The sequence below is a fragment of the Methanolobus vulcani genome (assembly GCF_900100715.1).
Classification (GTDB): domain Archaea; phylum Halobacteriota; class Methanosarcinia; order Methanosarcinales; family Methanosarcinaceae; genus Methanolobus; species Methanolobus vulcani.
Map to the genome: position 1 here is coordinate 463483 of NZ_FNCA01000001.1, position 18198 is coordinate 481680.

Sequence of the window (18198 nt, forward strand, 5' to 3'; positions counted from 1 at the left end):
CCGGCACAGATATTTTGTAATTTGATTTTCAGTATTGAATTGGTCTATTCACCAATTTCCAGACCAATTGCATTTATTTCACGGATAAGTTCTGTGAACCCTTCTATTTCAAATTCAAGAACTTCATCTTTGCTAAGACCAATGGACATTTCACCATCATATGTCAGCATTTCCGGTCCCCTGCGCACAAAGCGGGATACGCCGTCACTGGACAGGACTGAAGTTGCTTCAGGATCATGCACAAATGCCCTTCCGGGAATTATAACCGTCTCTTTTACATCCGTAAGATCCAGCTTTTCCATGTCTTCAATGGTTATTAGACAACCTATATCCTTATCCACGGCAACCACATTAACAGCACTTCCAAGCTTTGTGAATACTTCCTGAAGCCTGTCCTTTGAAGCCCGGCTGGTAAGTATTGTTGCATCCTTGCGGATCTCAGGAAGTCTGGCAAGAGCTTCCGGCTCATTCCTTATTGCATATGGTGAACCGATAAGTGGATCCTCAAGTGGAGTTCCGGTTATACGGAAATCGTATTTTGCATCGGCATCTCTTACGATCTTCACGAATTCCTCGATGCTGTGGGTTTCGATCCCTTCCATAACAGGAGCATTGTTCAGTATGAGACCTTCTTCTGTTTTGTTGGCAAAGCGCATGAGTATGGCTCCTTTGGCACCCATATCCTCAAGGTCGCTGAGAGTTTTGTCAAGTACTTCGCCATCATTGATTCCGGGAATGAGAACGATAGCTGCATAAACGTCACAATGCTTACAGAACTGGCGTAGCACCTTAAGTGCGGCTTCTGGCTCTGGGTCACGCATGTATTTTCTTCGCAGTTCCGGGTCGGTTGCAAATACTGTGAACGAAACCTCAGTAACACCGTATTCAATGAAGAAATCCGCCTCATCGCCATTACTGAAACCTTTTCCGCTGGTGTATCCAAGATGTATCGGAAGACCGAACTGCGCAATGTTAGCCACAAGTTCCATCAGGTCCGGATAACAACTTACGTCACCACCACCGCTTATGGTGATCTTTTCAATATTGTCACCTGCCATCATGAGACGCTGGTACAGGTCCTGGAACACATATTGCCCGGGTTTGAAACCGGAATAAGATTCCCTTACACCCCTGGTGCAGTAATCACATCCCTTTTTGAAAGGGAAACAGTATTTACAGCCAAATGGAGGGTTCTCTTTTACTTTCTTAAAATAACAGTATGTGCAGAAGCCTTTGCAATCTATTCCGGGATTGCCTCCTACGTCAGCAGTGATCTCCATAGAACGAAATACATATTATATAGGTACTTAAAGGTTTGTGGTTCTTTTAATATTCATTCATATACTGGATGATAAGGCGTTTTTAATAAACTAAAAAAAAACAGAAAAATTTTCAGAGAGAATTCTGTTATTTAAGCTTTCTTTAATTGGGGGCAAATCCAATACATATCCAATTATTTTTACACCCATTTTTTGCTTGCGGTTAATGATTGCGAAATTGTCGCGAAACGATGCAAAAGGTTTAAACGTCATCGTTGCTTAATAATTCCGAGAATTCCCAGTGGAAAGTTTTCGTACAGAAAATTACTATGTGGTACAAAGTAATTGGCTTACATTCATTCATCTGTACATTTCCAAAATGGGTGATTTCTGAATAGAAACATAGGAGGAAAATATACGTGTCTGATAAAATAGACATTTACGACGACAGAGGTAAACTGTTGGAAAGCGGCGTTGATCTTATGGATATTGCGCCAACAAGGAACGCAGCGATTCAAAATATCATCAAAGATACAAAGAGGACAGTTGCTGTAAACCTCGCAGGTATCGAGAAATCACTGAAAACCGGTGCTATGGGCGGAACTAAAAAGCAGATCCTTGGCAGAGAACTTGAATACGATATTGTAGGCAACTCCGGTGCTATCCTTGATGCAGTAGAGAAGCTCATCAAAGTAAGCGAAGATGATGACACCAACGTAAAGGAACTTGGTGGCGGAAAGCAGCTCCTCGTCCAGATCCCAAGCGTAAGGACACAGGTCGGTGCTGACTACGTATCTGCAAGCACAGTAACAGGTGCAGCAGTAGTCCAGACAATCATTGACATGTTCAACACTGACATGTTCGATGCACCAATAGTAAAGTCCGCTGTATGGGGAAGCTACCCACAGACAATGGACATGAAGGGCGCAAACATCGCATCAATTCTCAGCATTCCACAGAACAACGAAGGTCTCGGTTACTCCCTGAGGAACATCACAACAAACCACGTAGCAGCAATCACCGGCAAGAAGGCAATGAATGCAGCAGCACTTTCATCAATCTTCGAGCAGGTAGGTATGTACGAGATGGGTAACGCTGTAGGACCATTCGAGAGACACCAGTTACTCGGTCTTGCATACCAGGGTCTTAACGCAGGTAACTACGTCTACGACATCGTAAAAGAGAACGGAAAGGACGGTACAATCGGTACTGTGATCCAGTCTGTAGTAGACAGAGCACTTGAAGCAGGTGTTATCTCAGTCGACAAGACAGCTCCATCCGGATACAACTTCTACAAGGCAAACGATGTTTCAATGTGGAACGCATGTGCAGCAGCAGGTCAGCTTGCAGCAACCATGGTAAACTGTGCAGCAGGAAGAGCAGCTCAGAACGTATCCTCAACTATCCTCTACTACAACGACATACTTGAGAAGGAAACAGGCCTTCCAGGCTGTGACATGGGTAGAGCTCAGGGTACTGCAGTAGGATTCTCATTCTTCAGTCACTCCATCTATGGTGGTGGCGGACCAGGTATCTTCAACGGTAACCACGTTGTAACCAGACACTCCAGAGGTTTCGCAATTCCTTGTGTATGTGCAGCATGTTCACTTGACGCTGGCACACAGATGTTCTCAATCGAGAAGACATCCGCACTTGTCGGTAACGTATTTGGATCCATCGAAGAATTCAGGGAGCCAATCAAGGCAGTGGCAGGTGCACTCTAAGACACAACACCCCTCCTTAAATATCACAGATAATCATAAAGGTAACAAAAATGTCCGATACTTTTTCAGACGCAAACTATGTGCAGCTTGAAATATTCCCTTCAAGGCTGCTTAAACCCGAAACAGCCCAGAACTTACTTAGGGAGATCGCTGATCTCGAAGGAATTATCAGGCTGTTTGTCCATGGCCCAAGACTTCCCCAGACCGTTCCTTACGGACCTGCCACAGGACTGCCTGTGCAGCACCCGGGAAATACTGTAATTGAGGTCGCAGGCCAGGCAATAGAACTTGCCGTATCCGTTGGCAGCATCCGTATGGAAGTTGTGGACGTAGATGTAAAAGAGCAGGTAAGGGGAGTTTGCGAAAAGATTCTAACAGTACCGTTCGAATTCAGAGAAGGACATTTCATTCCAACGAGGCAGACAGTCAGTGACTATGCAAGACGTGGCCCAAATGCTGATCCTCTTATGACCGGAATGACAGATCCTAAAGGTAAACTGAAGAATCAGCCAGTATGTATTCTAAAACCTGACGATATGGAATAAGTGATAACATGTTTGACCGGGAAACACAGGTTGTAGATTGCAGACACGGAATGGGTCTTGGCCGTGGAGGAGGACTTGCACAGCGAGGTACTCTCTCTGAAACAGGAAGACCTGATGTGATCGCAGTTGCAATGAGCCCGGGAAGAAGACATATCACAAAACCAGTATGTGAACTCACATATGGCATGCGCCGTGAGGAGATCCAGGTAAGTGTGCTTGTGCTTAACACCGGTTCAGGTGTTCCGGACACAAATATGGGTTCCGGATCTTTTGGAATCAGTCCTGAGGAGATAGCACAGATCAACAGACACAAAGTTGCTGTGATCCACACAGGAAACATCAGGGACCATGTGGTCAGAAAAGTAAAGGCAATTCTTGAACAGGCCGATATTCCCGCAGTAGTTGTTTGCCAGACCCTTGTTGATTTCGAGGATTTTGCAATGGCAGGAGTAAAGACACGGCTTGTTAAACCAAAAGAGAGTGATATTTTAGCAAAGGGAAGGGTAATGGAAATTGTGACAGGAGTTACACGAGGCGAATCATGTTCGAGGGAAAAACTGAACGAACTCGTGAAGGCCGTGAAAACCACAATGAGATCATTAGAGAATTAGGAGTGAATAATAATGGCATATGAACTACAATATTATCCAGGAGCAACATCCGTTGCTGAAAACAGAAGAAAACACATGTCTGGTAAAGTCGAGAAGCTCAGAGAGATCTCCGACGATGACCTGACACTTGTTCTCGGACACCGTGCACCAGGTAGCGACTACCCAAGCACCCACCCACCACTCGCAGAAATGGGCGAGCCAGAATGTTCAATCAGAGAACTCGTAGAACCAACACCAGGTGCAAAAGCTGGTGACAGGGTAAGGTACGTACAGTTCGTTGACTCAATGTACAACGGTCCATCAGTACCATACTTCAGATCATACAACGCAGCAATCAACTTCAGAGGTGTCGACCCAGGAACACTTTCCGGTCGTCAGGTCGTTGAAGCTCGTGAGAGAGACATGGAAGAGATCGCAAAGTTCCAGATGGAAACTGAGATGACATGTCCAGCACTCGCAAGCCTTAGAGGTGCAACAGTACACGGTCACTCACTCAGACTTCCAGAAGACGGTGTAATGTTCGACATGCTCGACAGGTGCAGAAAAGAAGGCGATGTAATCGTTATGCACAAGGACCAGGTAGGAAGACCAATCGACAAGAAGGTAAACCTCGGCAAGCCAATGTCCCCAGAAGAGGCAGCAAAGAGGACCACAATCTACCGTGTCGACAATGTAGCATTCAGAGATGACGCAGAGGTCATCGAATGGGTACACAGAGTATTCGACCAGAGAACCACATACGGATTCAAGCCGGAGAACTGAGGTGATTATAATGGCAGACGACAGAAAGAGAATGTTTGCAAAACACATGGAAATTAAGTACACAAAAGAACACGGTACTAACAAAATGGAAGGTGGAAAGATCACCGACAAGACTGTAGAATACTACAGACTTGGTGTCGATCAGAACCCACGTAAATTAGAAATGAAAAAGGCAGGTCAGGAACTCGCAAAGAAGAGAGGACTTGTCGGTTACAACCCAATGATGCACTGTGGTGGTATACCACTCGGTCAGAGAGCACTCACACCATCTTTCCTTTCCGGAACAGATGACATGGTCGAGATCGATGACCTTCACTACGTCAACAATGCAGCAATGCAGCAGATGTGGGATGACATCAGAAGGACCGTAATTGTCGGTCTGGACATGGCACACGAGACACTCGAGAAGAGGCTCGGTATCGAAGTCACACCAGAAACAATCAACCACTACCTTGAGACACTCAACCACGCACTTCCTGGTGGAGCAGTTGTCCAGGAACACATGGTCGAAACACACCCAGCTCTTGTAGATGACTGTTACGTAAAGATCTTCACCGGTGACGATGAACTCGCAGATGAGATCGACAATCAGTTCCTCATTGACATCAACAAGGAATTCCCAGAAGAGCAGGCAGCCCAGCTCAAAGCAGCTATCGGAAAGAACTCATTCCAGGCAGCACACATCCCAACAATTGTCAGCAGAACCACAGACGGTGGTCAGACAAGCAGGTGGATGGCTATGCAGGTCGGTATGTCATTCATTTCAGCATACAGCATGTGTGCTGGTGAAGCAGCAGTAGCTGACCTTTCATACGCAGCAAAGCACGCTGGTGTTATCCAGATGGGAGAAATGCTTCCAGCAAGACGTGCACGTGCACCAAACGAGCCAGGAGGAATTCCATTCGGCCACATGGCAGATATCGTACAGACAAGCCGTGTAGACTCAGAGAACCCAGCACACGTAGCTCTTGAAGTAGTCGGTGCAGGATGTATGCTTTACGACCAGATCTGGCTCGGTTCATACATGTCCGGTGGTGTAGGTTTCACCCAGTACGCAACAGCAGCATACTGTAACAACATCCTTGACGACAACCTCTACTACAACGTTGACTACATCAACGACAAGTACGATGGTGCAGCAAACAAGGGTACAGACAACAAGGTAAAGGCAAGCCTCGATGTAGTAAAGGACATTGCAACAGAGTCCACAATCTACGGTCTTGAGAACTACGAGAAATACCCAACAACCCTCGAAGACCACTTCGGTGGATCACAGAGAGCAACAAGTCTTTCCGCAGCAGCAGGTTCCGCTGTAGCTCTTGCAACAGGAAACGGAAACGCTGGTCTTTCCGGATGGTACCTCTGTATGTACCTCCACAAGGAAGCACACGGCCGTCTCGGTTTCTTCGGATACGACCTGCAGGACCAGTGTGGTGCTACAAACGTACTCTCATACCAGTCCGACGAAGGTCTTGCTCTTGAACTGCGTGGACCAAACTATCCAAACTACGCAATGAACGTAGGTCACCAGGGTGGATACTCTGCAATCACTTCCGCTGCACACGCAGGTCGTGGAGATGCATACGCAGTCAACCCACTCGTCAAGATCTGCTTCGCAGACAAGCTCCTGCCATTTGACTTCACACAGCCAAGGAAGGAGTTCGCAAAGGGCGCACTCAGAGAGTTCGAGCCTGCTGGTGAGAGATCACTCATCATTCCAGCAAAGTAATTTTAAAACAAGTGCAGGCTTAATGCCTGCTACTTACTCTTTTTTTGAATCACCACTAATTGAGTGGAAATTTATAGTTGCTAACCAAACTTTTATTACATATCGTGCATAGTTCATACTTTATGGTTAAAACGGAACGTAAAAGTGCTATGGGAATGCCTTTTCATGTAATGCTTATCCCCACCCTGGGATGTCCCGGGAACTGTAATTACTGCTGGAGTTCCGAGGAAAACTCCCCGGTAATGAGTATCGAGACCATAAAAGAAGTAGTTAAATGGCTCAAAAACTTCAGGGAAGATTCTGTCACCTTTACTTTCCATGGTGGAGAACCACTTCTTGCAGGTGCTGATTTCTATAGAGAAGCTTTACCGATCCTTGCTGAAGGAGTAAAGCCAAAGGAAGTGGCTTTTGCCATACAGACCAACCTCTGGAAGATGACAGACGAAATTGCTGAGATTTTTGCAGAATATAATATTCCTATCGGCTCCAGCCTTGACGGGCCGAAAGAGTTGAATGATTTCCAGAGAGGAGAGGGATATTACGAAAATACCATGCGTGGCTACGAGATAGCAAAAAAACACGGACTTTCCGTGAGGTTCATCACAACTTTCACTTCCCATTCAGAAAAATTCAGAGAAGAGATCTTCAATTTCTACCTGGAAAACGGTTGGACCCTCAAGTTTCACCCTGCTCTGCCATCTTTACGCGGAGACGAGCCTGAAAAATGGGCTCTTGACCCGGAAGAATACGGCAGGCTTCTTATCTACCTTCTGGATAAATACCTGGAAAACATAGACCAGATCGAGGTAATGAACATCGACCACCTATGCAAAGGCGTATTTAGTGGCAGAGGTGCTGTCTGCACTTTTGTAGACTGTATGGGAGATGTTTTAGCCGTGGGTCCCGACGGAAGCATATACCCTTGCTATCGTTTTGTAGGCATGCCAGAATATGTCATGGGCAATGTCCATGACCACCCAAGCACTGAAGACCTTGCAAAATCCGATGCATGGAAGCTCATGTTCGATTACAAAGAGTATGTGGATGAGAACTGCAAGGACTGTTCCCACATAAAATACTGCAGAGGCGGCTGCCCTTACAATGCCATAACCCCAACAGGCGGAGAGATAAAGGATGTCGACCCCCATTGTATCTCCTACAAGATGATACTCGACGAAATAACCGAGAGAGTCAATGAGGAGATGTTCGGTGGTCCAAGCATGGAAATGGACTTTTTCCAGAACCCGATGAAGCCTTCAAAACCCAAGAAAGCAGGAATAATGTCCCTGATGCTTAAGAAAATATGATTGGGACTGAAAACAGACAGTAGCTTTCTAAAAACAAAAACTGACAGGACAGATGTCCCGTCATTTATTTATTCATTTTTTAATTATTTATTTTTCTGAGCACGATCAGTGCAAGTGATACAAAAACAATTCCTGCGAGTGCACCAAAACCTGGTGTACTCTTTATATCATCAGCATCTGTTTCTTTAGTATCTGTTCCTTCTGTTTTTTCCTCTTCAGAAATTATCGATACATTTTTTTCTGCCTGGATGCTTTCTTCAGGTATTTCCTCGCTGATATTATCAGTGATTGTTGCATCATTCTGAGCCTGAGTTGTTATTATAGATAAACGAGAGCTGGAACTTGAACCACTTGAACTTCCTGAATCGGAACTTTCCACACTAACTCCAGATACAGTAATGTAAGCAATCCTTGTGCTGATACTGCTTCCAAGAGCATTACTTGCATTAAGGCTCACATTGTAGGTCCCCACGGTTGAATAAGTATGAACAGGATTCTGATTGGTGGAAATGTTCCCATCGCCGAAATCCCATACCCATGAGGTAGGGTCGTTTGCCGATGAATCAGTAAAGCCTACGGAAAGCGGAACCACACCGGAGATCACATTGGAACTGAAGCCGGCAACCGGAGAGTCAACGACTGTGATATATGAAGTATGAAGTCCAACCAGTCCTGCATCGTCCACCGTCTCTGTTTCCCAGCTTGAGCCATTGTGGTATGCGAATTTGAGACTACCATTCAGCCAATCATAATAACTGATCGCGGGATTGCCTGAATGATCAAACTCAAGGGAAGTGTAGAGTCCAACCTGTCCTACATCGTCCACTGTTTCTATTTCCCAGCTTGAGTTATTGTAGTGTGTGAATTTGAGTTCGTGGGAATTATAATATAGATAACTGATTGCCGGATTGTCTGAAAGATCGAAGGCAAGGGAAGTATATTTTCCAGTATTGGGACCAGGATAGGGACAATAACTGGAAGCGTCATCCACCGTTTCTGTCTGCCAGTTCATTGCACTTACAGGAGATACGAATATCACAAGAAGGACAATTGCCAGAATGATGTATTTCATCTCATATCACTTTCCAAGTTTTGGGCAAGTTGGGAGAATTGTTCAAAAGGAGGAGTTCCATATGGAATTAAATTTGAAACCAATATAGATCGTTTTATCGTTTTTGAGAAATTCAAGGCAGTCACCTTTAATATTAGTATAAATAGATAATAATATATGTGCAACAATGCACATGTATATTATATAGAATTTATGAGAAAGTGTTACGCACTTTTCGTTATCAAATCCAATTAGATATCCTCTGAGAACAAACGGTAATGCTTAAATATTGCAAAACCATTGTTTTTTACATTATCAATTATGAAACTAATTTTTGTTTGAAAGGAGTGAACCAAAATGCAATACAGTCTGGGCATTGATGCCGGAGGAACTTTTACAGACGGTGTAATTATCCGTGATTCGGATGGTGTGATAATGGATGCCACGAAAATGCTTACCACTTATCCTGACCCGATTGGCGGAATTAAACAAGTAATAGATTCACTGAATCCTGAATATTTGCAAGATGTCAAGCTTGTTTCAGTCTCAACCACACTCTCTACAAACACTATACTTGAAGACACAGGTTTCCCTGTAGGAGTAATCCTCGTTGGTGATTATGTAATTCCAAAAGAAGGATTTCCGGCAAAATACTATGTCCAGCTTGCCGGCGGTCACACCAGCAACGGAGAAGAAGCCGCACCACTTGATGAAGATGGTGTCAAGCTTTTTGCTCTTGAAGTAAAAGACCATGTTGCAGCCTTCTCAGTATCATCATTCTTCAGCAACCGTAACTCAGAGCATGAACTTCGCGTCAAGGAAATTATCCGCGAGCTAACAGGGCTTCCGGTTGTATGCGGACATGAACTTTCCCAGGAAGTCGGTGCATATGACAGGGCTATTACTGCCTATCTTAATGCACAGCTTCTGCCGATCACACACAAATTCATCCAGTCGATCATGCAGGACATCAAATCAAGAGGAATGGATGCAAATCTGCTCATGCTCAAGTGTGACGGCTCTGTTGTTGGTATGGAAGAAGCTCTTGAACGTCCTATAGAATCTATCTTCTCAGGACCTGCTGCAAGTCTTGTAGGTGCTTCATTCCTGACAAAATATGACACCTGCGCCATGGTCGATGTTGGTGGAACCAGTACGGATGTTGCACTTATCAGAAATGGTGTTCCGGAACTTAGCGACCAGGGTGCCGTTGTAGGTGGCTGGAAGACAATGGTCAAAGCCATCAGAATGGAAACATCCGCTACCGGTGGAGACAGTCATGTATGGATTCAGGACCAGAAATTCTACATTGGTCCCAGGAGAGTTATCCCGCTTTGCCGTGCAGCAACTTTGTATCAGGGATTCCTTGAAAGATTCAAGGAGTCTAAATCACCATCAAGAAAACTTCTTTGTGAAAATATCCAGCCTACTAAATTCTTTGTGCGCACAGGCCTCAGACCACTTGAACTTAGCAGGACTGAAGAAGAGATATTCGATGTTATTCAGGGAAGTCCGGTTTCATACGTAGATATTTTCCAGCGCCTGAAAAAGCAACCAAGCGTACGTGCACTTGATGGCCTTATACAGAAACGTCTTGTGCAATCAATTGGTTTCACACCAACTGACGCACTGCATGTACTTGGAGATTTCAATAAATGGGAAACCGAAGCTTCTATCATAGGAGCTGAAAGGATTGCAAAGCAACTCAGGATTAGCAAGGAAGAAGTTGCCACCATGGTTAAGAAAAAGGTAGCAAAGAACATGGCATCAGACCTTGTATCATATCTTGTAGACGGAATTACCCAGCCTGTTATTGATCAGATGCTTGCAGGAGATAACTATACCCGTTTTAAAGTGGAAACGCCAGTTATCCTGCTGGGTGGTCCTGTGGTTGCATATAAGGAAGAAATGGAAAAACTCATTGATGCAGATATAGTGGTTCCTGAACATGCCAGTGTCGGAAATGCTGTTGGTGCTCTTGTTGGTAAAGGTATCAAGCGCGTAGAGGTTTTGATCAAGAAGGACTTTGCCCCGATCACAGGTGAAGATGTGACAGACGAAGAACTGAAGAATGCAAAGGAAGTAATCAGTTACTTTGTGTTCACCCCTGAAGGAAGACAGATCTTCCCTGACTATATCCAGGCCTTCGATTATGCCAGGAACACCGGTAAAGAAATAATTATGGATTACATGAAGGTTGCTGGCTATGGCAAGGACGAGGTTGAAATAGAGGTCACCAAGAAAGAACTCATGGTAAGAGAAGGCGAAGAACCTGTGGAGACTAAAGTCATTGTAGTAGGAATCGGTACATCAAAACTTGTTGTGGAAAAGGATGTTATCCCTGACTACATGCGTAAAAAAGCAGTAAGCTTCCGCTCTGCTGAAGATTCATATTCAGGAAAGTGAATAAATAATAAATAGATCAAAAGTTAAATAAATAAAAATTGTATCAGGAAGATCATAAAGCTTGATTTTAAGCTTATGTTTAATCTCCTGATCTTCTATTTTCTTTTTAAACTTAAAAATTTAGTATCTCAGTAGGATATACTTCTTATCGAAATATGCACCTGGTGTGGTAAAGTCGAAAACTACAAGAGCTCCTGCTTCAGGTCTTACCTGGAAGGAAACTTCAGTCCTGGGAGGAAGACCTTCATAGCTCTCATCATCAACCTGGAATACCTTACGGATATCCACTACTACTTCCATGATATCACCGGTCCTGAGTACCGGTTGTGTTGCCTTGAAAACAGTCTGATCACGGGAACGTATCGGACTTACTGAGAAGTATTCAGCAGTTGGCAAATGTACTGTATCACTTGTGTCTGATGTGTCATATCTGACATTGGCAACATGAGAACCATCTGACAGATAGATGATCAATTGTGAAAGATCAACATCCTCACTACCCGGACCTAAAGATACGGAAATGTGCAACTTTGTGATCTGACCGTAGTCAAGAGTATCATTTACAATAACATTTCCTGTAGTAGTAGTGCTGCCATCATCTATGGTGAAATTATAAGTTCCCTGTGATGTAAAACGATATTCATAATAAGAACCATCGGCTACAGAGCCGTTCTCACCATTTACAGTAATATCAAAAGAACCCGCTGAAGAAATCCATTCAACCATTTGTCCTTTATAACAGGATAAATTAGTATTAGAAACCACCCCATTTGTCACAGTAACTGTGGAATAAGAGGCACGTTCACCCTCTACACGGTCGATACGCATATTGGAAGCAACCTCACGTGTCGTTTCCTGACCGGTTTGAGCTGCTTTCTGCTGAAGCACTCCTGAGGTCTTGATCAAAAGGGCAGACGCTACGGCTGCCACAAGTACCATGGATATAAAGATGATAAGGGTACCTATACCTACCTGTGCACGGTCATCCCTGTGCATTAAATGTCTCTGATTTGCTTTCGTGCGATTCCCTCATGAAACGTTTTAGCAATCGTGTTACAGGTTTATATTGCGAGTTATACTATATTAATTCTGTTATTTAATATTTTTTATGAGTTAATATAGATATCGTGCTAGTAACATCTGTTACCATAATTGCACAATCAATATAATTATACTTATATTTAAATCATCCTGTAAAAAGAGCAGGCAAACTCATTGAACCATTTCATCAATTGACTGAATATCCATTAAAATTGCACGTGCTGGGGCACCATCACATCCTTCAAGCTTTAAAGGAAGGCAAATAAAGAAATAAGTACCCTCATTTACATTCATCAAGTCCAAATATTCTATAATATTGATATTATTGCTCAAAAAAAGATGGTGATTAGGCAGAGAGACATTCTCATCAACTGAAAGAGTATCAACACCTACTACCCTGAAACCATTTTCATATATCCATTTTCCCGCAGTTGCCGCAAGCATTCTGTCTGAATGAAGACATTCATCCAGGCACTCCGATGAACAACTTCTTGTTTTTATCAGAATAATATCCGCATTTTCCCCTGAATATGACTTATAAATTGTTTCAAGTTCATTATCAGTTATCGGGCCATTACCTGATGATATGTCGAGAAGAACAGCTTTCCCCATTAATGACCCTGGATCAATATCAGCAACTGACTGGCCACATTCATACAAATGTAAAGGTGCATCAACATGAGTACCTGTATGGGTTCCTATACTTATTCTTGTAACCTTAAAACCGTCTTTCTCAATCGAAGATACTTTTTCAAATACCGGAAGTGGATCACCTTCATACACCGGAGTATTTTCGGATATTCCGGTAGTTATGTCAATAACCTTGAACTTCATCGACTAAAAAAATAAAATGATCACAGGAAGCGCATTGAGTTATTTAACACATTCTGTGCCTGCTTCTCAGTTAATCCGGCACCCATTGCAACTTTCAGGGCAAATTCTTTGGTGATCAGATTACCTGGGCTGTGTGCATCAGTATCTACAACAAGAGTCGCACCGGCTTCCATTCCAATCCTTGCCACATGACCATTTGTCCTGTTATGACCATTCCTTGCAGTGATCTCCAGACAAACATCATTCTCACGGGCTGTTTCAGCTTCTTCAATAGTGATAAAACCAGGATGTGCCAGAATATCCACATCTGCAAGTTCCACTGATGCAGCATTCGTTCCCGGCATGACAGGTTCATTTATAGTCTCACCGTGAACAACCACGATCTCTGCTCCAAGGTCCTTTGCCATTTTTGCCAGAGGAGCTATCTTACGTGGTGGAACATGGGTGATTTCCACACCTACCTTTACCTGAATGTCAAGCTCATCTTCAAGGTACTTTGCCTTGCTCACGTTCTTGATAATGTGTTCTACGTTTGTGAAATCTGCATGGTCAGTGATACCTATTGCTCTGTAACCGTGAACCACGGCTCTTCGTACAAGTTCACTTGGAATTAGTTCACCATCACTGAAAATAGAATGAGTATGCATGTCAATCATAAAAATACCTCATTGGCTTGAGAATGAATTATAGAATGGAACCTATTATGTACTGAAATTAGATAAAGTCATTCATAGGAAAACAAAAATAATATAATGTTTTATAGGCAATGTTCATAAGTCCGATATTTGATATTTGGCATTTGATATTTGATACTTGCAGAATTATGACTTTCTAATCAGGAAGGATAAAAATTGACAGGAATTAGAAGATTGGTCCTGGATGTGCTTAAACCCCATCATCCATCAATTGTAGAATTGTCCAAGACACTTAGTGTACTCCAGGGAGTGCATGGAGTGAATTTGAGCTTATATGAAGTAGACCAGCAGACGGAAACTGTAAAGATCACAGTTGAAGGAGAGAACCTGGATTATGAGGAAATAAAACAGGCAATAGAGAATCTGGGTGCAGTGGTTCACAGCATTGATGAAATAGCTGCAGGAAAACGTCTGGTAGAAGAAGTGCAGACCTTGCAGGAAAGATAAGATCCATCTTCGAATAATTATCTGTATCTTTCACAGGATACAGCTATTAAAGACTTTTATACGCACGTGCGATGTTGTGTATAACACCATCATGTTCAACCTGGAAAAGACTGATAGTAAAAACCTTTAGAGCTTCATTGTAAGCCATAACCGCCTTTTCCACATTACTTTCTTTATTTTCAATTTCGGAGAGTTCAAACCAGGCATTGCCAAGGTTATTCTGGACAGTGGCATATTCTATTGGGCGGCTATTTATAGTATACACTCTGAGAGCATTGTTAAACGAAGTGATAGCACTTTCAACGTTGCTTTTTTCATTTCTGTATGAAGCCATCTCAAGGTAGAGGTTCCCCAGATTGTTCTGAACACCTGCATATTCAAAGGGGTAGACATCTTCCCTGAATACTCTGAGTGATTCCTCATATGATGACAAAGACATCTGAAGGTAGGTCACATTGTTTTCAATATTTCCCTTTTTACGCCATGCATTACCTAGTTTGTTGTTTATTGATGCAAAATAAATAGGGTCAACTGCAATGGAATAATAACAAAGGACACTACCATAATAGCTTATTGCAGTGTCCAGCTCACTTGCGTCTCCCCTGGAAGCATATAGTTTTAGATATGCATCACCCAACCCGTAATGCACCCTGAAATATTCTGCAGGATATTCTTTTTCTGTAATGAACTTAAGGGAATAATCATAAGCATAAATGCTGTTCTGCAAATGACTGGAAGCATTTACCATGTCGAATGATGCTATTTCCTCATATGTTTTTCCACGGTAGTAATGATTCATTCCATATTCCAGTGGAAAATCCTTAGAGGATATAAGGCTAAAAACTGAATTATAGACCTCAAGTGCACCGTCAAAGTTTCCTTCATCACGCAATTGTGATGCCTGCTCCCATAAGGAATCAACCTCACTTAGTGTCCTCTGTTCCTGTATATAATCTCCAAAAACAACATATCCTGCAATAAGGATAAGGAGAATACCAACGCCAGCATAGACAAAAGGTTTTTTTTGCGGACGAGATTCAGGTTCAGGGACTTCACAGTTCATAGACAATTCCAGAATTTACATCAATGCATATGCAAGTTTTTCTGTTCTAGAAAGTACTGCAAGTAATAGTAGTATAACTGCATATGCACTATATAAACTACATTACTTTATGGCATAAATATATAATTGATGAGCGAGTGATGCTAGTGGCAATTTATTGCCACTTCAATATCAAAAATAAAAACTAATTACTCGATCACTTCTGCAAATGCAAAGTTTGGCTTCACATCGTTTATTCTTATCTTTACATGATCTCCAAGCTGCACTCCCTTGACAAAGACAACAAAATCATCAATCAAAATTGCACCGTCACCACTGGAACCAAGTTCAGTTATATCAACTTCAAACTCATCCCCACGTCTTACGGGAGCTGTAAGGAACTTCTTACCAATAACATATATCTCAGCACTCTGGGACCTTGAGGCTTTAGGTGAATAAGAATGTGTGTAAGTAAAATTGTCCTGTACTTCATCCAGGAAATCCTTAAACATATCACCCTGAAATACTTTTACTACAAAATGGCCACCCGGTTTGAGAATCTTTTTTGCACAGCCAAGGGCTGACCTTGTAAGATCGATAGAACGTGCGTGATCATAACTCCAATTTCCACTTAAGTTCGGTGCTGCATCACATATTACAACGTCAGCTCCGGCTTTGCCCACCATATCAAATATTTTTGCGATGGTCCTGTCAGAAGTTATATCGCCAACTATTGTTTCTACACCTTCTATAGGTGATATTTTCCTGAGGTCTACACCCACAACACGAGAACCTGACAGTTCTTTGGCAACCTCACACCATCCACCGGGAGCAGCACCCAGGTCTACAACGATGTCGCCTTCTTTTATAATGTGATGCCTGTTATTAATCTGAAAAAGCTTGTAGGCCGCCCTTGAGCGAAAACCATCTTCTTTGGCTTTCCAGTAATATTTATCACGCCTGTCTCTTGCCATATATCTACCAGATAATACCTAAAAGTCAAATACCTTGTGCCGACTTCAGGGATTCTATCCTTAAGCTGAGTTCACGAATCTCATCTTCAAGACCAGGCATGTCGTCAGATAGCCAGAAAGTGTAATCATAATACTGGTTCAGTATGTCACTGTACCTTAATTCCAGATTTTCCAGGTCTTTTTCATGTACCTTTGCAGAACTGACAACTTCGATCTTGTCTTCAAGGTTCTTTATCCTGCGATGAAGATTCTTGCTTAGCCTTGCAGCAACACTACTAAGGTTTACATCCCTTTTTTGTAATTCCAGAATATCAATGACCTCACTTAGCTCAAAAGGAACTTCAGGAAAAGCATTCGGTCCGGAGATATAATACAAAAGAATATCATCCTTAACTTCGCCTGAAACCTGTGAAGCAGGATTTTTCTTGTTCTCTTCTGCACCTGTGATCTCTTCAGCTGAAACAGCCACAATGTGATGTTCCTTTTCAGACTCCGCACATAGCTCCTTAATAGAAGGCATGGCAGGGGGGACACTTCCCTTGAGCAAGGACAACTCCTTTGTTATATGATAGATCTCATCCTGGGTAAGAGCACCTAAAGCATCGATTATCCCGCAAAGTTCCTCTTTACTTAGCATTAAAGCACCCCATATTATCATATGATCATAGCCTGTACCTGCGACAGGTCATTAATTGTTTCATTATGCCGGAGATATTATGTTTTTCGATCCTTACATCAGATGACGAATATACCTGAGTGATATCAAGAAGAATATCGGAAGTAATTTCCTTTGCAAGCGGAAGGTCACCGGCCAGGATCATATAGTCGATGCTGCCTCTGAACTCATCAAGAATATCTTTCATGGCAATTCTTACTTTATCTATATGGTGTGCGATATCCTCATCCCGCAGCCTTTCAAAGCGTCTCTGGCTGAATCCTCCTTTAGCATGTTTGGCCTTGACACTTGTCTTTATCATCTGGAAAGAATCGAAGTCCTGAGAATCAAGAGAGAAGCCTGTAAAAGATTCGCCTGCATGAGCTACAAGTACACAGACACCTGCATTCTTGTTCAACAGCTCTGAAATTGTTGAAATATCAAATTTGTTATCCGCATTCCATGATGATTTTTCCATTGGCAATGGTGGCACAAGAAGCTCATTTATCATATGGTCGGGAGAATGGAACAATACAAAACCTGTGCTTGATCCAACTTTCTCAGCTAGAGCAAGGGTTTTGCTATCGACACGTTCTGCTAAAAGCTCGTAATCCTTGATGCTGGCAGGACTTTCATCCGCAGCTATATATAATGATACAAGTGAAGGATCATTATAACCGATCGTAGACAAAGACCTGAGAAATTCTTCTGTACGCTGTTTACTGAACTGATCATTGCAGGCGAATGAAATAGATGCAGGAACGTCAATTCTTTCTTTCTCCACCTCATGTTCCAGGGTTTTAAGTTTAACATCCAGAGCATTGAGTTGTTCTTCAGCTTCCTGTTTTGCTGCAACGGCCTTTTTCTCAGACTCGATACTTTTCTCATATCTTATGTTGGCAGTCCTCACATCCAGCTCAAGCTCAACAATGTGGGATTGAAGCCTATTTATCTCATTTTCAAGCTCCTCCTTCCCGGAATACTTGTTGAAGAGGGAGCTGATGTTGCCAACAACTTTGTCCTTTTCGATCATTTCATCTGAAATAGCAACTTACCTGATAAATAACCTGTCGATTTGTTCTGAAGGCGGAAAAGAGATTCTTGAAAATGAAGCAA

General features: G+C 42.8%; 17 protein-coding genes. 8 read left to right on the forward strand and 9 right to left on the reverse strand.

Annotation, left to right across the window (positions count from 1 at the left end; all coding sequences use genetic code 11):
• Nucleotides 1-44: 44 nt before the first annotated feature.
• Nucleotides 45-1280: a methyl coenzyme M reductase-arginine methyltransferase Mmp10 gene (gene mmp10 / locus BLP52_RS02015; protein ID WP_091708226.1), complete on the reverse strand. Its 1236-nt coding sequence runs from the start codon at nt 1278-1280 to the stop codon at nt 45-47.
• A 398-nt stretch (nt 1281-1678) separates the two neighbouring features.
• On the opposite strand from mmp10, the gene mcrB reads away from it, so the two are divergent.
• The 6 genes from mcrB (at nt 1679) to BLP52_RS02045 (ending at nt 7937) form a co-directional block, all read left to right on the forward strand.
• Complete coding sequence (gene mcrB, locus BLP52_RS02020; RefSeq protein ID WP_091708227.1) at nt 1679-2983, forward strand: coenzyme-B sulfoethylthiotransferase subunit beta; 1305 nt, start codon at nt 1679-1681, stop codon at nt 2981-2983.
• A 50-nt stretch (nt 2984-3033) separates the two neighbouring features.
• Nucleotides 3034-3528: a methyl-coenzyme M reductase operon protein D gene (gene mcrD, locus BLP52_RS02025; protein ID WP_091708229.1), complete on the forward strand. Its 495-nt coding sequence runs from the start codon at nt 3034-3036 to the stop codon at nt 3526-3528.
• An 8-nt stretch (nt 3529-3536) separates the two neighbouring features.
• Nucleotides 3537-4139 (forward strand): methyl-coenzyme M reductase I operon protein C, encoded by a 603-nt coding sequence (gene mcrC, locus BLP52_RS02030; RefSeq protein WP_091708231.1) that lies wholly within the window; start codon nt 3537-3539, stop codon nt 4137-4139.
• Nucleotides 4140-4151: 12 nt separating this feature from the next.
• The gene (gene mcrG / locus BLP52_RS02035; RefSeq protein WP_091708232.1) at nt 4152-4901 is read left to right on the forward strand and encodes a coenzyme-B sulfoethylthiotransferase subunit gamma; all 750 of its coding nucleotides are present in this window, start codon (nt 4152-4154) and stop codon (nt 4899-4901) included.
• A 10-nt stretch (nt 4902-4911) separates the two neighbouring features.
• Nucleotides 4912-6630 carry a coenzyme-B sulfoethylthiotransferase subunit alpha gene (gene mcrA, locus BLP52_RS02040; protein ID WP_091708234.1) on the forward strand — a complete coding sequence of 573 codons (1719 nt, stop codon included), beginning with the start codon at nt 4912-4914 and terminating at the stop codon, nt 6628-6630.
• Between the two features lie 122 nt (nt 6631-6752).
• On the forward strand, nt 6753-7937 hold the full coding sequence (locus BLP52_RS02045) for a TIGR04083 family peptide-modifying radical SAM enzyme (protein WP_238380685.1): 1185 nt from the start codon (nt 6753-6755) through the stop codon (nt 7935-7937).
• A 79-nt stretch (nt 7938-8016) separates the two neighbouring features.
• Here the strand turns inward: BLP52_RS02045 and BLP52_RS02050 are convergent, their stop codons facing one another.
• On the reverse strand, nt 8017-9009 hold the full coding sequence (locus tag BLP52_RS02050; protein ID WP_091708235.1) for a PKD domain-containing protein: 993 nt from the start codon (nt 9007-9009) through the stop codon (nt 8017-8019).
• Between the two features lie 336 nt (nt 9010-9345).
• Between BLP52_RS02050 and BLP52_RS02055 the strand changes: the two genes are divergently transcribed.
• Nucleotides 9346-11394, forward strand: a complete 2049-nt coding sequence (locus BLP52_RS02055) for a hydantoinase/oxoprolinase family protein (protein WP_091708237.1) — start codon at nt 9346-9348, stop codon at nt 11392-11394.
• A gap of 120 nt (nt 11395-11514) precedes the next feature.
• On the opposite strand, the gene BLP52_RS02060 is transcribed toward BLP52_RS02055, so the two are convergent.
• The 3 genes from BLP52_RS02060 to BLP52_RS02070 all read right to left on the reverse strand — a co-directional run bounded on the left by BLP52_RS02060 (nt 11515) and on the right by BLP52_RS02070 (nt 13925).
• Nucleotides 11515-12390, reverse strand: a complete 876-nt coding sequence (locus BLP52_RS02060; RefSeq protein ID WP_091708238.1) for an archaellin/type IV pilin N-terminal domain-containing protein — start codon at nt 12388-12390, stop codon at nt 11515-11517.
• A 216-nt stretch (nt 12391-12606) separates the two neighbouring features.
• Entirely contained in the window at nt 12607-13269 is a 663-nt protein-coding gene (locus tag BLP52_RS02065) for a cyclase family protein (protein WP_091708240.1), read from the reverse strand.
• Nucleotides 13270-13289: 20 nt separating this feature from the next.
• Nucleotides 13290-13925: a histidinol phosphate phosphatase domain-containing protein gene (locus BLP52_RS02070; RefSeq protein ID WP_091708241.1), complete on the reverse strand. Its 636-nt coding sequence runs from the start codon at nt 13923-13925 to the stop codon at nt 13290-13292.
• Between the two features lie 195 nt (nt 13926-14120).
• Here BLP52_RS02070 and BLP52_RS02075 point away from each other — a divergent pair, with 195 nt between their 5' ends.
• Nucleotides 14121-14411 carry a DUF211 domain-containing protein gene (locus tag BLP52_RS02075; RefSeq protein WP_091708243.1) on the forward strand — a complete coding sequence of 97 codons (291 nt, stop codon included), beginning with the start codon at nt 14121-14123 and terminating at the stop codon, nt 14409-14411.
• A gap of 46 nt (nt 14412-14457) precedes the next feature.
• Here BLP52_RS02075 and BLP52_RS02080 read toward each other — a convergent pair whose 3' ends face one another.
• The 4 genes from BLP52_RS02080 to BLP52_RS02095 all read right to left on the reverse strand — a co-directional run bounded on the left by BLP52_RS02080 (nt 14458) and on the right by BLP52_RS02095 (nt 18115).
• Nucleotides 14458-15474, reverse strand: a complete 1017-nt coding sequence (locus BLP52_RS02080) for a hypothetical protein (RefSeq protein ID WP_091708245.1) — start codon at nt 15472-15474, stop codon at nt 14458-14460.
• A 188-nt stretch (nt 15475-15662) separates the two neighbouring features.
• Nucleotides 15663-16427, reverse strand: a complete 765-nt coding sequence (locus BLP52_RS02085; RefSeq protein WP_091708247.1) for a 23S rRNA (uridine(2552)-2'-O)-methyltransferase — start codon at nt 16425-16427, stop codon at nt 15663-15665.
• Nucleotides 16428-16452: 25 nt separating this feature from the next.
• Complete coding sequence (locus BLP52_RS02090; RefSeq protein ID WP_154717767.1) at nt 16453-17064, reverse strand: DUF7109 family protein; 612 nt, start codon at nt 17062-17064, stop codon at nt 16453-16455.
• Nucleotides 17065-17089: 25 nt separating this feature from the next.
• Nucleotides 17090-18115 (reverse strand): Vms1/Ankzf1 family peptidyl-tRNA hydrolase, encoded by a 1026-nt coding sequence (locus BLP52_RS02095; RefSeq protein ID WP_091708250.1) that lies wholly within the window; start codon nt 18113-18115, stop codon nt 17090-17092.
• Nucleotides 18116-18198 lie beyond the last annotated feature (83 nt).

Bases quoted from the DNA above. Each gene is read 5' to 3' on its own strand.
- mmp10 (WP_091708226.1), bottom strand. From the start codon at position 1,280: ATGGAGATCACTGCTGACGTAGGAGGCAATCCCGGAATAGATTGCAAA.
- mcrD (WP_091708229.1), top strand. From the start codon at position 3,034: ATGTCCGATACTTTTTCAGACGCAAACTATGTGCAGCTTGAAATATTC.
- mcrC (WP_091708231.1), top strand. From the start codon at position 3,537: ATGTTTGACCGGGAAACACAGGTTGTAGATTGCAGACACGGAATGGGT.
- mcrG (WP_091708232.1), top strand. From the start codon at position 4,152: ATGGCATATGAACTACAATATTATCCAGGAGCAACATCCGTTGCTGAA.
- mcrA (WP_091708234.1), top strand. From the start codon at position 4,912: ATGGCAGACGACAGAAAGAGAATGTTTGCAAAACACATGGAAATTAAG.
- BLP52_RS02045 (WP_238380685.1), top strand. From the start codon at position 6,753: ATGGTTAAAACGGAACGTAAAAGTGCTATGGGAATGCCTTTTCATGTA.
- BLP52_RS02050 (WP_091708235.1), bottom strand. From the start codon at position 9,009: ATGAAATACATCATTCTGGCAATTGTCCTTCTTGTGATATTCGTATCT.
- BLP52_RS02055 (WP_091708237.1), top strand. From the start codon at position 9,346: ATGCAATACAGTCTGGGCATTGATGCCGGAGGAACTTTTACAGACGGT.
- BLP52_RS02060 (WP_091708238.1), bottom strand. From the start codon at position 12,390: ATGCACAGGGATGACCGTGCACAGGTAGGTATAGGTACCCTTATCATC.
- BLP52_RS02065 (WP_091708240.1), bottom strand. From the start codon at position 13,269: ATGAAGTTCAAGGTTATTGACATAACTACCGGAATATCCGAAAATACT.
- BLP52_RS02070 (WP_091708241.1), bottom strand. From the start codon at position 13,925: ATGATTGACATGCATACTCATTCTATTTTCAGTGATGGTGAACTAATT.
- BLP52_RS02080 (WP_091708245.1), bottom strand. From the start codon at position 15,474: ATGAACTGTGAAGTCCCTGAACCTGAATCTCGTCCGCAAAAAAAACCT.
- BLP52_RS02085 (WP_091708247.1), bottom strand. From the start codon at position 16,427: ATGGCAAGAGACAGGCGTGATAAATATTACTGGAAAGCCAAAGAAGAT.
- BLP52_RS02090 (WP_154717767.1), bottom strand. From the start codon at position 17,064: ATGCTAAGTAAAGAGGAACTTTGCGGGATAATCGATGCTTTAGGTGCT.
- BLP52_RS02095 (WP_091708250.1), bottom strand. From the start codon at position 18,115: ATGATCGAAAAGGACAAAGTTGTTGGCAACATCAGCTCCCTCTTCAAC.